General features: G+C 59.1%; 15 protein-coding genes. 8 read left to right on the forward strand and 7 right to left on the reverse strand.

Annotated elements, in window-relative coordinates:
- The first annotated feature begins 45 nt into the window (after positions 1-45).
- From HUW52_RS03970 to HUW52_RS04005, 8 genes are all read left to right on the forward strand, one after another.
- A complete protein-coding gene (locus tag HUW52_RS03970) occupies positions 46-1329 on the forward strand; it encodes an FAD-binding oxidoreductase (RefSeq protein ID WP_016985382.1) in 1284 nt (427 codons plus the stop codon).
- Between the two features lie 368 nt (positions 1330-1697).
- Positions 1698-2831, forward strand: a complete 1134-nt coding sequence (locus HUW52_RS03975) for an ABC transporter substrate-binding protein (RefSeq protein ID WP_007915892.1) — start codon at positions 1698-1700, stop codon at positions 2829-2831.
- Positions 2832-3068: 237 nt separating this feature from the next.
- Positions 3069-3983 carry a branched-chain amino acid ABC transporter permease gene (locus HUW52_RS03980; RefSeq protein ID WP_016985383.1) on the forward strand — a complete coding sequence of 305 codons (915 nt, stop codon included), beginning with the start codon at positions 3069-3071 and terminating at the stop codon, positions 3981-3983.
- 3 nt (positions 3984-3986) lie between these two features.
- The gene (livM, locus tag HUW52_RS03985; protein ID WP_016985384.1) at positions 3987-5288 is read left to right on the forward strand and encodes a high-affinity branched-chain amino acid ABC transporter permease LivM; all 1302 of its coding nucleotides are present in this window, start codon (positions 3987-3989) and stop codon (positions 5286-5288) included.
- Positions 5285-6157 (forward strand): ABC transporter ATP-binding protein, encoded by an 873-nt coding sequence (locus tag HUW52_RS03990; protein ID WP_016985385.1) that lies wholly within the window; start codon positions 5285-5287, stop codon positions 6155-6157. Before livM ends, HUW52_RS03990 begins: the two co-directional genes overlap by 4 nt.
- On the forward strand, positions 6154-6870 hold the full coding sequence (locus HUW52_RS03995; RefSeq protein WP_016985386.1) for an ABC transporter ATP-binding protein: 717 nt from the start codon (positions 6154-6156) through the stop codon (positions 6868-6870). Before HUW52_RS03990 ends, HUW52_RS03995 begins: the two co-directional genes overlap by 4 nt.
- Positions 6871-7710: 840 nt before the next feature.
- Entirely contained in the window at positions 7711-8475 is a 765-nt protein-coding gene (locus HUW52_RS04000) for an SDR family oxidoreductase (protein WP_122599291.1), read from the forward strand.
- A gap of 174 nt (positions 8476-8649) precedes the next feature.
- The gene (locus HUW52_RS04005) at positions 8650-9555 is read left to right on the forward strand and encodes a cation diffusion facilitator family transporter (RefSeq protein WP_016985388.1); all 906 of its coding nucleotides are present in this window, start codon (positions 8650-8652) and stop codon (positions 9553-9555) included.
- Positions 9556-9664: 109 nt separating this feature from the next.
- On the opposite strand, the gene HUW52_RS04010 is transcribed toward HUW52_RS04005, so the two are convergent.
- The 7 genes from HUW52_RS04010 to HUW52_RS04040 form a co-directional block, all read right to left on the reverse strand.
- Positions 9665-10798, reverse strand: coding sequence for an AGE family epimerase/isomerase (locus tag HUW52_RS04010; RefSeq protein ID WP_175553024.1), 1134 nt, complete (start codon positions 10796-10798; stop codon positions 9665-9667).
- A gap of 182 nt (positions 10799-10980) precedes the next feature.
- The gene (locus HUW52_RS04015) at positions 10981-11553 is read right to left on the reverse strand and encodes a HupE/UreJ family protein (protein WP_175553025.1); all 573 of its coding nucleotides are present in this window, start codon (positions 11551-11553) and stop codon (positions 10981-10983) included.
- Between the two features lie 27 nt (positions 11554-11580).
- Complete coding sequence (ureG, locus tag HUW52_RS04020) at positions 11581-12195, reverse strand: urease accessory protein UreG (protein WP_007915910.1); 615 nt, start codon at positions 12193-12195, stop codon at positions 11581-11583.
- 12 nt (positions 12196-12207) lie between these two features.
- Positions 12208-12882, reverse strand: coding sequence for an urease accessory protein UreF (locus tag HUW52_RS04025; protein ID WP_175553026.1), 675 nt, complete (start codon positions 12880-12882; stop codon positions 12208-12210).
- On the reverse strand, positions 12879-13379 hold the full coding sequence (gene ureE, locus HUW52_RS04030) for an urease accessory protein UreE (RefSeq protein WP_175553027.1): 501 nt from the start codon (positions 13377-13379) through the stop codon (positions 12879-12881). Before ureE ends, HUW52_RS04025 begins: the two co-directional genes overlap by 4 nt.
- Positions 13380-13675: 296 nt before the next feature.
- Positions 13676-14308, reverse strand: coding sequence for a TetR family transcriptional regulator (locus HUW52_RS04035; RefSeq protein ID WP_175553028.1), 633 nt, complete (start codon positions 14306-14308; stop codon positions 13676-13678).
- 168 nt (positions 14309-14476) lie between these two features.
- Entirely contained in the window at positions 14477-14899 is a 423-nt protein-coding gene (locus HUW52_RS04040; protein WP_016985394.1) for a hypothetical protein, read from the reverse strand.
- Positions 14900-15201: the final 302 nt, after the last annotated feature.

The following is a 15201-nucleotide window of genomic DNA, read 5'->3' on the forward strand; positions in this document are numbered from 1 at the left end:
CCACAGGGTATGCAGTGTTTGTTAGGTTTCTGTTGGAGTCTGGCAATGCCGTTACGCGAAGAATGCCTGTGGGAAAAGCTCACGCCGCAAAGGCCGGATAACACCGCGCTCAAAGGCGAAGTCAAAGTCGATGTCTGCGTGATCGGCGCCGGGTTTACCGGGTTGTCGGCGGCGCTGCATCTGTTGGAAAAAGGCAAAAGCGTCTGCGTGCTGGAAGCTCATCGCGCCGGTCACGGTGGTTCCGGACGCAACGTCGGGCTGGTCAACGCCGGCATGTGGATCCCGCCGGACGAGATCGAAGCCGGTTTCGGCGAGGCGGTCGGCAGTCAGCTCAATCGCATGCTCGGGGCCGCACCTGCACTGGTGTTCAGCCTTGTGGACAAGTACAACATCGATTGCCAGTTACGCCGCGAAGGCACGTTGCACATGGCGCACAACGCCAAGGGCGAGGCGGATCTGCGCAGTCGTGAACAGCAATGGAAACGCCGAGGTGCGCCGGTCGAACTGCTCACTGGCAAGGCGTGCGAGCAAGCCACCGGTACGCAGAAGATCGCCGCGGCTTTGCTCGATCGTCGCGCCGGCACGCTCAACCCGATGGCGTATGTCACCGGGCTGGCCAACGCGGTGAAAGGTCTCGGCGGGCAAATGTTCGATCATTCCCCGGTCACTCGCCTTGAGCGTCAGGGCTCGAACTGGTCAGTGCAGACCGAGCACGGTTCAGTGCTGGCCGAGCAAGTGGTCATCGCCTCCAATGCCTACACCGAAGGCGACTGGACCGAACTCAAACGCAACTTCTTCCCCGGTTATTACTACCAGGTCGCCTCGGTGCCGCTGAGCGAAGATGCCGCGCAGGAAATCCTCCCGGGCGGGCAGGGCTCGTGGGATACCCGTCAAGTCTTGAGCAGCATCCGCCGTGACAAGGAAGGGCGCTTGTTGCTCGGCAGCCTCGGCAATGGCAATCAGAAACCGACGTGGTTTCTCAAGGCCTGGGCCGACCGCGTGCAGCAGCATTACTTCCCCAATCTGAAACCCGTCGAGTGGGAATGCACCTGGACCGGGCGCATCGCGTTCACGCCTGATCACCTCATGCGCCTGTTCGAGCCGGCGCCGGGACTGGTGGCCGTCACCGGTTACAACGGTCGCGGCGTCACCACTGGCACCGTGGTCGGCAAAGCCTTCGCCGACTATCTGTGCAACGGCGACCCGCAAGCCCTGCCGATTCCCTTCGCACCGATGCAGCCCCTGGCCGGCGTGGGCTTGCGCAGTTGTTTGTATGAGGCCGGATTCTCGCTGTATCACGCGGGCCAGTGCCTGCGCATCGTGATTTGAGTGTTGAAATATGTTGCCGGAAGCGGCGCTTTTCGATGCAGCGACTAGCCTGTAATGGTGCGGGTTGTAGCAGTCCCGCACCAGCAGTGTGCAGTTCGGTGACGCGGGCTGTTACAGGCTGGTTGCACGTCGTTTGGCGCCGCGGTTGCAATGATGGCGCGTGCGGGTTGCGCCTGAAAAAATAAATGGTTTCACCTTCCGCGGTTTAGACGGTTGCACGCCCAATGAAAATGGGAACGAAACAGTCGAAATAACAAGAAAGCAGCGACTTTTTGAAGAATAAAAAACCGATGGCACGGCCCTTGCTCAGAGCATTCATTGAAGTGAAGTCGCAGTGCCAACTAAAAAAAACCTTGGAGCACCACCTCATGTCCCAGACGTTTTACAAGAAAGGCTTTCTGGCCCTCGCAGTGGCTACTGCGTTGGGTGTTTCTGCGTTTGCTCAAGCTGATGTGAAAATCGGTGTAGCGGGTCCAATGACGGGCGCCAACGCGGCATTTGGCGAGCAGTACATGAAGGGTGCACAGGCGGCGGCTGACGCGGTCAACGCGGCGGGCGGCGTCAACGGGGAAAAAATCGTCCTGGTCAAAGGCGATGACGCCTGCGAGCCGAAGCAGGCCGTGACGGTCGCCAAGGACCTCACCAACCAGAAAGTCGCTGGTGTGGTCGGGCACTTCTGCTCCTCTTCGACCATTCCCGCCTCGGAAATCTACGACGAAGCCGGGATCATCGCGATCACCCCGGGTTCGACCAACCCGCAAGTCACCGAGCGTGGTCTCAGCGCCATGTTCCGTATGTGCGGGCGTGACGACCAGCAAGGCATTGTGGCCGGCGACTACATCGTTGATGTGCTCAAGGGCAAGAAAGTCGTCGTGCTGCACGACAAAGACACCTACGGCCAGGGCCTGGCGGATGCCACCAAGGCACAACTGGTCAAGCGCGGCGTGACGCCTGTGTTGTACGAAGGCCTGACTCGTGGCGAAAAAGACTTCAGCACCATCGTCACCAAGATCCGTGGCGCTGGCGCCGACGTCGTCTACTTCGGCGGTCTGCACCCGGAGGCCGGCCCGCTGGTTCGCCAACTGCGTGAACAAGGCCTGAAGGACGTCAAGTTCATGTCCGATGACGGCATCGTGACTGACGAACTGGTGACCACCGCCGGTGGCCCGCAATTCGTCGACGGCGTGCTGATGACCTTTGGCGCCGACCCACGCCTGCTGCCAGACAGCAAGACCGTGGTAGACGCTTTCCGCAAGGCCGGTACCGAGCCTGAGGGCTACACCCTGTACGCCTACGCTTCGGTGCAGACCCTGGCTGCCGCATTCAACGGCGCCAAGTCCAACAAGGGCGAAGAGGCTGCAGCCTGGCTGAAGAAAAATCCGGTGAAAACCGTCATGGGTGAAAAAACCTGGGACTCCAAGGGCGACCTGAAAGTCTCCGACTACGTGGTTTACCAGTGGGACAAGGACGGCAAATATCACCAGCTGGAAAAACAGAAGTAAGGGCTGACGCGATCAGTTAACCCACGATCCCCTGTGGGAGCGAGCTTGCTCGCGAATACGGGGTGTCAGTCGCCATAAACGGTAGCTGATACACCGCTTTCGCGAGCAAGCTCGCTCCCACAAGGGCCGGTTGGTTTTTCTGGACGCGCTCTGACATTGCTCCGACGTAAATCTGTATTTTTCCTAGAAGAACCGCACACCTCGGGTGTGCAGGTTCTCACTGCGTGAGATTGCGTTATGGATGGTATTTTCCTGCAGCAACTGGTCAACGGCCTGACCCTCGGGTCGGTCTATGGCCTGATCGCCATCGGCTACACAATGGTCTACGGCATCATCGGCATGATCAACTTCGCCCACGGCGAGGTTTACATGATTTCCGCTTACCTGGCGGCAATCAGTCTGGCTCTGCTGGCGTACTTCGGTATTGAATCCTTCCCGCTGCTGATGCTCGGCACCCTGATTTTCACCATCGTGATCACGGCGGTGTATGGCTGGGTCATCGAGCGAGTCGCTTACAAACCCCTGCGCAACTCCACCCGACTGGCTCCGTTGATCAGCGCCATCGGTATCTCCCTGATTCTGCAAAACTACGCACAGATCGCTCAAGGCGCCAAACAACAGGGCGTGCCAACCCTGCTGAGCGGGGCGTGGCGTGTCGACATCGGTACCGGTTTCGTGCAACTGACCTACACCAAAGTCTTCATTCTGGTGGCCGCATTCGTCGGCATGGGCCTGCTGACCTACGTCATCAAGTACACCAAGCTCGGACGCATGTGCCGTGCGACCCAGCAAGACCGCAAGATGGCTTCGATCCTTGGTATCAATACCGATCGGGTCATTTCCTATGTGTTCATCATCGGTGCAGCCATGGCGGCGCTGGCCGGCGTGTTGATCACCATGAACTACGGCACCTTCGACTTCTATGCCGGCTTCATTATCGGCATCAAGGCGTTTACCGCAGCGGTACTCGGCGGAATCGGTTCATTGCCTGGGGCAATGCTCGGCGGGATCATCCTCGGCATTTCCGAGTCGCTGTTCTCCGGTCTGGTCAACTCCGACTACAAAGACGTGTTCAGCTTCTCGCTGCTCGTACTTGTTCTGGTCTTCCGGCCGCAGGGCCTGTTGGGCCGTCCTCTTGTGTCGAAGGTGTAAGCGATGTCTTCAACCACTCAAAAATCCATCGATATCAAAAAAAGCCTGGTTGAGGCGATTCTTGCCGGCCTGATTGCCCTGATCGTTTTCGGACCGATTGTCGGCGTTGTGCTCGAGGGTTACAGCTTCAACCTCGAACCGACCCGCGTGGCCTGGATCATCGGCATTGTCATGATTGGCCGCTTTGCCCTCAGCCTGTTCCTGCAAACGCCCAAGGGCCTGAAAATTCTCGACGGATTCGAGAGCACCGGTTCCGGTGTGCATGTGTTGCCTGCCGATCACAAATCCTCGCTGCGCTGGATCATCCCGCTGCTGATTGTGCTGGCGATCATCGTGCCGTTTGTCTCCAACTCCTATCTGCTGGGCGTGGTCATCCTCGGGTTGATCTACGTGCTGCTGGGGCTGGGGCTGAACATCGTGGTCGGTCTGGCCGGTCTGCTCGACCTCGGTTACGTGGCGTTCTACGCCATTGGTGCCTACGGTCTGGCGCTGGGTTATCAATACCTCGGTCTGGGTTTCTGGACCGTACTCCCGCTGGCGGCGATCACTGCCGGGCTGGCCGGCTGCATCCTCGGTTTCCCGGTGTTGCGTCTGCATGGCGATTACCTGGCGATCGTGACCCTGGGCTTCGGTGAAATCATTCGCCTGATCCTCAACAACTGGTTGTCGCTGACTGGTGGCCCGAACGGCATGCCGGCGCCGCTGCCGACGTTCTTCGGTCTGGAGTTCGGCAAGCGGGCGAAGGATGGCGGGGTGCCGTTTCATGAGTTCTTCGGTATCGCCTACAACCCGGACGTGAAGTACTACTTCATCTACGCAGTGTTGTTCCTCGTGGTGTTGGCCGTGCTGTACATCAAGCATCGTCTGGTGAAAATGCCGGTCGGCCGCGCTTGGGAAGCTCTGCGTGAAGATGAAATCGCTTGCCGTTCGATGGGGCTCAACCACGTGCTGGTCAAGCTCTCGGCGTTCACCATCGGTGCGTCGACCGCAGGTCTCGCCGGGGTGTTTTTCGCGACCTACCAAGGCTTCGTCAACCCGACCTCGTTCACCTTCTTCGAATCGGCACTGATCCTCGCCATCGTTGTGCTCGGCGGGATGGGCTCGACCATCGGTGTGGTGATCGCTGCATTCGTGCTGACTGTCGCTCCTGAACTGCTGCGCGGCTTCGCGGAATATCGCGTGCTGTTGTTCGGCATCCTGATGGTATTGATGATGATCTGGCGACCACGCGGGCTGATCCGCATCAGCCGTACCGGGGTCACTCCACGCAAAGGTGCCATTCACTATGAGAGGACTGCGCCATGAGTGAAGTCGTACTCTCTGTCGAAAAACTGATGATGCATTTCGGTGGCATCAAGGCGCTGAGTGATGTCAGCCTGAAGGTCAAACGCAACTCGATCTTCGCCCTGATCGGCCCCAACGGCGCCGGCAAGACCACGGTGTTCAACTGCCTGACCGGGTTCTACAAAGCCTCCGGCGGCAAGATCGAACTCAACGTGCGCGGCCAGCAGACCAACGTCATCCAGTTGCTGGGCGAGTCGTTCAAACCGACGGATTTTGTCTCGCCGAAATCTTTCCTCAGCCGCATGTACTACAAGATGTTCGGCGGTACGCACCTGGTAAACCGTGCAGGTCTGGCCCGTACCTTCCAGAACATTCGCCTGTTCAAGGAGATGTCGGTGCTGGAAAACCTGCTGGTGGCCCAGCACATGTGGGTCAACCGCAACATGCTTGCCGGCATCCTCAATACCAAGGGCTATCGCAAGGCCGAAAGCGATGCGCTGGACTGCGCGTTCTATTGGCTGGAAGTGGTCGATCTGGTCGACTGCGCCAACCGTCTCGCCGGTGAGCTCTCGTACGGTCAGCAACGCCGTCTGGAGATTGCCCGAGCCATGTGCACGCGGCCGCAGATCATCTGCCTCGACGAACCGGCCGCCGGCCTCAACCCTCAGGAAACCGAAGCGCTGAGCGCGATGATCCGGCTGCTGCGCGACGAGCACGATCTGACCGTGGTACTGATCGAACACGACATGGGCATGGTTATGAGTATTTCCGACCACATCGTGGTGCTGGACCACGGCATCGTCATTGCCGAAGGCGGACCTGAAGCCATTCGCAACGACCCGAAAGTGATTGCCGCCTACCTGGGCGCCGACGAAGAGGAGCTGGTATGACGCAACCGATCCTCGAACTCAAAGACCTCGACGTGTTCTATGGCCCGATCCAGGCACTCAAAGGTGTTTCGCTGCAGATCAACGAAGGGGAAACCGTCAGCCTGATCGGCTCCAACGGTGCCGGTAAATCGACGTTGCTGATGTCGATCTTCGGTCAGCCACGGGCGGCGAGCGGGCAGATTCTCTATCAAGGCGTCGACATTACCCACAAGTCTTCGCACTACATCGCCTCCAACGGCATTGCGCAGTCGCCGGAAGGGCGGCGGGTGTTCCCCGACATGACCGTCGAGGAAAACCTGCTGATGGGCACGATCCCGATTGGCGACAAGTACGCCAAAGAGGACATGCAGCGCATGTTTACGCTGTTCCCACGGCTTGAAGAGCGGCGTACCCAGCGAGCGATGACCATGTCCGGTGGTGAGCAGCAGATGCTCGCCATTGCCCGGGCGTTGATGAGCCGGCCGAAGCTGTTGCTGCTAGATGAGCCGAGCCTCGGGTTGGCGCCGATTGTGGTGAAGCAGATCTTTGCGACCCTGCGCGAATTGGCGAAAACCGGCATGACCATTTTTCTGGTCGAGCAGAACGCCAACCATGCGCTGAAGCTGTCGGACCGCGCGTATGTGATGGTCAACGGAGAGATTCGCCTTACCGGTACAGGTAAAGAGCTGTTGGTGAACGAGGAGGTGCGTAACGCCTATCTGGGCGGGCACTGATTAATCACAAGTTGTCCACAAACCCCGACACGCAAATGTCGGGGTTTTTTTATCTCTTGAATCCACCGCAAACCCCTGTAGGAGTGAGCCTGCTCGCGATCGCGGTTTCCTATTCGCCATTACCGATGACTGATACACCGCTATCGCGAGCAGGCTCACTCCTACAGTTGTTCTGCGCCAGATCCCAGAATTGTGGAAAACAAATTCCCGAAGCTGCCAAAGCGCGACATATAGACGCTGCAAATGGCTGTTTTTCCACAGTTTTGACTTGTCCCCGGTTACTGTGGAGCTGGCTGTGAATAACGTGGGTGTATCTGGCTGCAGGCCTTGTAAAACGTGGCCTTCAAGTGTGTGGTTGTTTTTTGATCAAGCGTTTTTACGGAAGCTGAAGGCGTCGTTGTCAACCCTTTTCTGGGCATCGTCTCTTAGGCAATTCGATGGGAGCAAGCCTGTGGATAAGTCTGTGATTAAACTCTGGAAAGACTGCGCTGAGGGCCGTAATTACTGGCCTCGCGTAATCACTGCGTTGACGCGTCAGTCGTGCAAAATGCCATGTTCGGCACACCTGCCACTTCAGGGTCAAGCAAAAAACTTTCTATTTCGCCCGCAAAGCCTTGTGTGGCGCGGCTTTGCGCGTTTGTACTTGCCCCCGGAAACTGTGGAAGGGATTGTGGATAACATGCGTGCACATGGCTACAGGCCACGGTGGCTATGGCGTTGGTGCGGTTGGTTGTTTCTTGTACAGCTTGTGGGTGTTGCCCGTGAATGCGCGGGCGGGCATGCTGCCTGCTGATTTTCTATTCCAAGGGCTGCCCCGGCGGCCGAAGCAAGGAGAACACGATGTCCAACACCCTGTTTATCACCGGCGCGACGTCCGGATTTGGTGAAGCCTGTGCCCGCCGTTTTGCCGAGGCAGGCTGGAAACTGGTGCTGACCGGCCGTCGTGAGGAACGCCTGAGCGCCCTGTGCGCCGAATTGTCGAAGCAAACCGAAGTACACGGTCTGGTCCTCGATGTGCGTGATCGCAAGGCGATGGAGGAGGCGATTGCCAACTTGCCGCCATCGTTCGCCAAGCTGCGTGGCCTGATCAACAACGCTGGCCTGGCGCTGGGCGTGGACCCGGCGCCGAAGTGCGATCTGGACGATTGGGACACCATGGTCGACACCAACGTCAAAGGCCTGATGTACGCCACGCGCTTGCTGCTGCCACGCCTGATCGCCCATGGCCGTGGCGCCGGTATCGTCAACCTGGGCTCCATCGCCGGTAATTATCCGTATCCGGGCAGCCATGTGTATGGCGCGACCAAGGCGTTCGTTAAACAGTTTTCGCTGAACCTGCGCTGCGACTTGCAGGGCACCGGCGTGCGCGTCAGCAACATCGAGCCGGGTCTGTGCGAAAGCGAGTTCTCGCTGGTGCGCTTCGCCGGTGATCAGGAGCGTTACAACGCGACCTACGCCGGTGCCGAGCCGATCCAGCCGCAGGACATCGCCGAGACGATTTTCTGGGTGATGAATGCGCCGGCGCACATCAACATCAACAGCCTGGAATTGATGCCGGTGAGCCAGACCTGGGCCGGTTTTGCCATTGAGCGGAATAAGGCCTGACACCGCGTCATCGTTCTTCGCGAGCAAGCTCGCTCCCACATGAGACCGCGATCAAATGTGGGAGCGAGCTTGCTCGCGAAGGGGCCGTCACAGGCAATAAATTCCGATAAGGTAAACTCCCCTCGCAACAACCCCACCGCACCCTGCGGTTTTCAAGGTTTTCGAGGAGTCAAAGTGAGTAACCGAGGTGAGCAGGCACTGCTCAAACAATCGACCATTCTGATGTTTGCCGTGGCGATTGCCGGGATCGTCACCGGTTTTGTTTCAGGTTCGCAATCCATCCTGTTTGATGGTTTTTTCTCGCTGATCGCAACGTTCATCAAAGTTCTGATGCTGATCACCGCCAAGCTGATCGCCAAGCAAAGCAATCACCGTTTCCAGTTCGGTTTCTGGCACCTGGAGCCGATGGTGCTGCTGATCGAAGGCAGCTTCCTGATGTTGATCGCGATCTACGCGTTCCTCAACGGCGTGTTCGGCATCATCAACGGTGGCCGCGACATCGAGTTGGGGCTGGTGATCATTTATGCCGCGGTGTTTACCGTGGTCGAATTCGCCTACTTCTTCTACGTACGGCAGCGTAATCGCAAGCTCAAATCCAGCCTGATCCAGTTCGACAATATCAGCTGGCTGGTGGACGCGATGCTGTCCGTGGGCCTGTTGATCAGTTTTCTCGCGGCGCTGCTGCTCAAGTCTCAGGGCTATGGCCAGTGGGCGGTGTATGTCGACCCGTTGATCCTGATCGTGCTGGCGCTGACCATGTTGCCACCGGCGTTCAAGATCCTTGGACCGGCCTTACGCGATGTGCTCGGGATTGCCCCGGATACGCTGGATGATCAGGTGCGCCAAGTGATGGACGCGGCGAAAACCGAGCATGGTTTCGACGATTACATGTCGTACGTGCAGAAGCACGGGCGGGCGCGGTTTATCGATATTCATGTGGTATTGCCGGCGGATTATGCGCTGAGCAATGTCGGCCAGCTGGATGCGCTGCGCGAAGAGATTTCGGCGAAGCTGGGCAAGCCGGATGCGGCGCGCTGGCTGACCATCAGCTTTACCGGCGACAAGAAGTGGATCGCCTAGCGACCGCATAACGGCTAATCGTCGGATCGCCGCCCGGAGCAGGCTCACTCCTACATTTGGAATGCGTTCCCCTGTGGGAGCGAGCCTGCTCGCGAAAGCGATCTATAAGTCAGCGAAGATATTCAGCAATGCCGCTATAGCAAGTCGCCAAGTGATACGGCGTAGTTGAAGGCATGTCCTTACGGCTAACCTCGCCCAACTCATCCCGGCACTCATGCCAGCCACCGGCATGCAGGAATCGCTGCTGCAACGCCTGCAACTGGCGCAGCACCACCGCCTCACTGCCCTGACGCAACGTCAGCGCGCGCAGATATTCCGCCTGAGCCCAGATCCGCTGAGTCGAGTCTCGCGGGCGTCCATCCGTTTCCAGATCAAGCATCGCCCGTACCGCGCCGGATGACTGCACCACACCGTATTGCTCGGTGAACGCAAACGCCCGGCCGAGCGCTGCGTGCAGTTTCGAACCACGCAGCAACGGCGACGACTCCAGCAGGAAATACCATTCGAACTGGTGCCCCGGCTCATACCAGTTATCCACAGCGCCAAGCGGCTTTTCCATCAACACACCATATTGCGGATCGACGAACTGCTTGTGCATGGCTGTGCATAACTCCAGCAATGCCTTCTGCGTCTGGGCATCTTCACGAACGGCAAGCGTAGCGAGGAAAGCTTCGGCCAGGTGCATCAACGGGTTCTGTAGTGGCCCGGTTTGCAGGGTCATCCAGTTGCGTTCCAGACAGGCTTCGTACAAGCCATCGCCGGTGGCAAAGCATCGGCCGATGATTTCCAGTGCTGCATTCAACGTCGACTCGACCAGCGGGTCGCGGGACTTTGCCCAGTAATGCGCGCAGGCAAACAGGATAAAGGCGTGGGTGTAGAGATCCTTGCGCTGATCCAGCGGCTTGCCCTGCGCATCGATGCTGTAGAACCAGCCACCATGCTCGGCGTCATGAAAGTGCTGTTGCAAGGAGCGGAACAGCGCCGCGGCACGAACCTCAGCGTTATCCACAACCCCGATCAGGCTTGAAAACAGATACAGCTGCCGCGCACAGGCCATCGCCCGATAGCGCTGCGGTGGCAGCGGCTGATGCGCGGCGTCCAGCGCCTCGTAGGGCAATGCCATGTCGGCATTCCAGCCCGGGCCTTGCCAGAGCGGCACGATCACGTTGACGAAGTGCTGTTGCACGTCGCCGAACAGGGCGGTCAATTCAGGCAGGGAGGTGGAGCGGGAAGCGTGGGGCATGGGCGGACGTCGTCACGGGCTGGGGCGATTGCGCGACATGGTAGCAGAGAGACCGGCATCAGAGATGCGGCGTCTGATCGGCCGCCTTCGCGAGCAAGCTCGCTCCCACAGGTTTTGTGGATGCCACAAATCCAATGTGGGAGCGAGCTTGCTCGCGAAGGGGCCAGTTCAGACAATAAAAACTAGCCTGCGAGCAACCAAACACCAGTCGCCGCCGAAGCCGCACCTGCAAGGCGCACCAACGGTGCAGCCGCCTGAGGCAGAAAACGCACCACGGCATAACCCGCTGCATGCAGCGCTGCTGTCGCGACCACGAAACCCGCCGCATACGCCCATGGACTGCTCATGTCCGGCAGCTCCAAGCCATGCGCCACACCGTGGAACAACGCAAACACCGCCGTCGCCACCACCGCCATGACCAACGGTGGACGCACCGCCAGCGCTACCGCCAGACCCAACGCCAGCACCGACGCGGCAATCCCGCTTTCCAGCGCCGGCAGTTCCAGCCCTTCAAACCCGAGCAGGCCGCCAATCAACATGGTGCCGACAAACGTGCAGGGCAGCGCCCAACGCGCAGCGCCTTGCTGCTGCGCTGCCCACAACCCAACAGCAATCATCGCCAACAAATGGTCGAGGCCACCGATCGGGTGGCTGATACCGGCGATCAAACCACTGTCGCCATGCCCCGGGTGTGCGAAGGCCAATGCCGGGGTCAGCAACAGCGCCACGGCGCCAAGAATACGTTTGAGTGTCATGGATAAGCTTCCTTGTTGATCAGTGAATCAGGCTGCGGTCAGCAGGCCCTGGCGTTCGATGAAGGCGATGATTTGCTCAAGGCCCTGACCGGTTTTCTGGTTGCTGAAGACGAACGGCTTGCCGTTGCGCATGCGTTTTGTGTCGCTGTCCATCATCTCCAGCGAGGCGCCAACCAGCGGCGCCAGGTCGATCTTGTTGATCACCAGCAGGTCGGATTTGCAGATCCCCGGCCCGCCCTTGCGCGGCAGCTTGTCGCCGGCCGAGACGTCGATCACATAGATGGTCAGATCGGACAGTTCCGGGCTGAAGGTCGCCGACAGGTTGTCGCCGCCGGATTCCACCAGAATCAGATCGAGCCCCGGAAAACGCCGGTTCAGTTGATCGACCGCTTCCAGGTTGATCGAGGCGTCTTCACGGATCGCCGTGTGCGGGCAGCCACCGGTTTCCACACCGATGATCCGCTCCGGTGCGAGGGCTTCGTTGCGCACCAGAAAATCGGCGTCTTCGCGGGTGTAGATGTCGTTGGTGACCACGGCAAGGTTGTAGCGCTCGCGCAAGGCCAGGCACAGAGCCAGGGTCAACGCGGTTTTGCCGGAACCGACCGGGCCGCCGATGCCGACGCGCAGAGGTTGTGTGTTCATCGAGTGTTTCTCCTAAGAACGGAAGAGGCGGCTGTACTGGCGCTCATGGGCCATGCACGCCAGGGACAGACCGAACGCGGCGCTGCCCATGTGTTCGGGGTTGATTCGGCTGGCGTCCTGCTGTGCTTGTTGCAGCAGCGGCAGCAGTTCGCTGGTCAGGCGCTGGGCGGCCTGCTGGCCCAGCGGCAGGGTTTTCATCAATACGGCGAGCTGGTTTTCCAGCCAGCTCCACAGCCACGCGGCGAGGGCGTCCTGCGGGCTGATGCCCCAGGCGCGCGCGGCCAGTGCCCAGCACAGGGCCAGATGCGGTTCAGTGCATTGATCGAGAAAATCGCGGGCCGGCGCGTCGAGTTCCGGCAAGCCGTTGAGCAACTGCTGCAACGAATAGCCCATCTGCCGACTCTCCAGATGCAACTCGCGGGTCTCGCGGCTGGCGCGGTGGCTCTCACAGTGGGTCAGCAACTCGCTCCAGTTTTCATCCGCCGCCGCTTGGCAATGCGCAAGCAACAACGGCGCCTCAAAGCGCGACAGATTCAGCAGCAACTGATCACTGATCCAGCGCCGCGCGCTGTCCGGGTTGTTGACGCGGCCGTTATCCACAGCCATTTCCAGACCTTGCGAATAGCTGTAGCCGCCAATCGGCAATTGCGGACTGGCCAGGCGCAGCAGCGCCCAGGCCGGATTCACAGGCGTACGCCGAACTGATGGAGTTTCGGCGCGTAATTGAAGTCTTCGTCGCCGTGGCGTGAATGGTGATGACCGCCGCCGTAGGCACCGTGTTCCGGCTGGAACGGCGCCTCGATGGCTTGGACCTGCGCGCCCAGTTGTTCGAGCATCGCTTTGAGCACGTAATCGTCGAGCAGACGCAGCCACCCATCGCCTACCTGCAACGCAACGTGGCGATTACCCAAATGATAAGCGGCGCGAGTCAGCTCGAAAGCATTGGCGCAGGTGACGTGCAGCAGTTGCTCGGGGCGGGCGCAGACGCGGACGATGCGGCCGTCTTCGGCTTGCAGACATTCGCCATCGAACAGCGGCGGCTGACCGCGCTCCAAAAACAACCCGACGTCTTCGCCCTCGGCACTGAAACAGCGCAGACGGCTTTTGCTCCGAGCTTCGAAGGTCAGGTGCAACTCGGCGGCCCAGACGGGTTGAGGGTCGATTCTGCGGTGAATCACCAGCATCGGAAAGCTTCCAGCTATGGACAATACTCTGGCTAGAGCAAGGGCCTTGCCAATCGGACGAGATGTAGGAAATCCCTGTCGGAGCGTAGTGGATGTTTCAAGATGTTGCGGGAATATGGAAGGTTTTGGTGCGTGAAGATTTTTTAATGCACCAAATGGAGGCCGATGCGCCGCACCTTTGTAGGAGTGAGCCTGCTCGCGATAGCAGTGTGTCAGGCAACTATTTGACTGATAGACCGCCATCGCGAGCAGGCGAAGGCCTACAGGGGATTTGTGGTGTGGCGGGAAGAGGGGAGTTACTCGGTACTGCCCAGCCCTTGCCAGTGCTTGAGCCCGATGAAGATGAAGCGCAACTGCTGGGTGATCTTCGCCTGCGGCGTCAGATGCTCCGGCAGGGCTTCAGCGGTTGGGTCGATGATGTCCGGGAGGGTGGCAAACACCGACTTGACGATCAAGTCTGCGATTACGCTCAGGCCGGCGGCGTCCAGGTGCTGCAGCTTGGGCATCAGCTTCAGGTCAGCCGCCAGGTCGGAACTGATGTTCTCGCGCAAGCGACCGATCGCCTGACGCACCGGCAGCGAACCGCCGTACTGCTCACGCGCCAGAAACAGGAATTGCGAGCGATTGGCGCTGACCACGTCGAGGAAGATCCGCACCGAAGCATCAATAATGCCGCCCATGACGAATTCGTTGTGCCGCACCAGGCGAATGGTTTCGCGGAAGGTCTGGCCGACTTCGCTGACGAGCACCAAACCGAGCTCATCCATATCGGCAAAATGCCGGTAAAAACCGGTGGGCACGATCCCGGCGGTTTTGGTCACTTCGCGCAGGCTCAGGCTGCCGAATCCTCGGCCGCTTTCCATCAGGTGGCGGGCAGCGTCCATCAGGGCGTTGCGGGTCTGTTGTTTCTGTTCGGCGCGGGGCAGCATCGCAAGGTGGTTTCTTCGGCAAGACAAGCGCCGCACTCTAGCAAATCGGCTTTATCGGCGTCGAACGGCGGGGCAGTAAAGCGAGGGTTTTTACGGGGCGTTTACCAAAACCTGAAAAGTCAAAAGCCCAATCCGTCGATTGGGCTTTTTTTCTGGGCCACCATGGGCTCAGCTCACAGCGCTGTTGCGTTCGATCACACGGTCACCACCACCTTCGGCAACCGCCTGGCCTTGTGGGGTTTTGTCGTAGCCGTCTTCAACCAGACCTTTTTCTTCGAGGCGGTTGCGACCGTTTTCAGCGACAGCCTGACCTTGTGGAGTTTTGTCGTAGCCGTCTTCGACCAGACCTTTTTCTTCCAGACGATTGCGACCGTTTTCTGCTACCGACTGACCCTGTGGGGTTTTGTCGTAACCATCTTCAGCCAGGGTCTGACCTTGTGGCGTTTTGTCATAGCCATCTTCGGCGAGGGTTTGGCTGAACACCGAGTGGCTGTCTTTTACTTGTGGAGTGGCCTGGTCGGCAGCCGGCAGGGCGAACGCCGTGCTGGCCAGCATCGAGAGGGTAAGACTAAGCAGTAATTGGCGTTTCATGATGGGTTGCTCCTTGGGAGGGCGATAAAGTGGGTACGAGGGCAATGCTACTCTCGATAAGTCGATATAAAAGTTCATAAACGCAATGGTAATAATCAACAGAATTGATTGTTCTGCCGGGAGGCTCTAGATCGGGCCTTTCAGAGCAGCGGTTTTGCACCGAGGTGGGTATTTCCGACTCACTCGCGCCTCGCAAAAGTGCGGGTCGCGGTAACACTGTTCGACTGATCGGTCAGATTTCGCGCGACTTTTTGCGCCTTAATCGACCTTTCGATTAAACCTGCGGCTGGTTTGCCAGTCGT

The sequence above is a fragment of the Pseudomonas sp. 43A genome (genome assembly GCF_013363935.1).
Taxonomy (GTDB): domain Bacteria; phylum Pseudomonadota; class Gammaproteobacteria; order Pseudomonadales; family Pseudomonadaceae; genus Aquipseudomonas; species Aquipseudomonas crudilactis.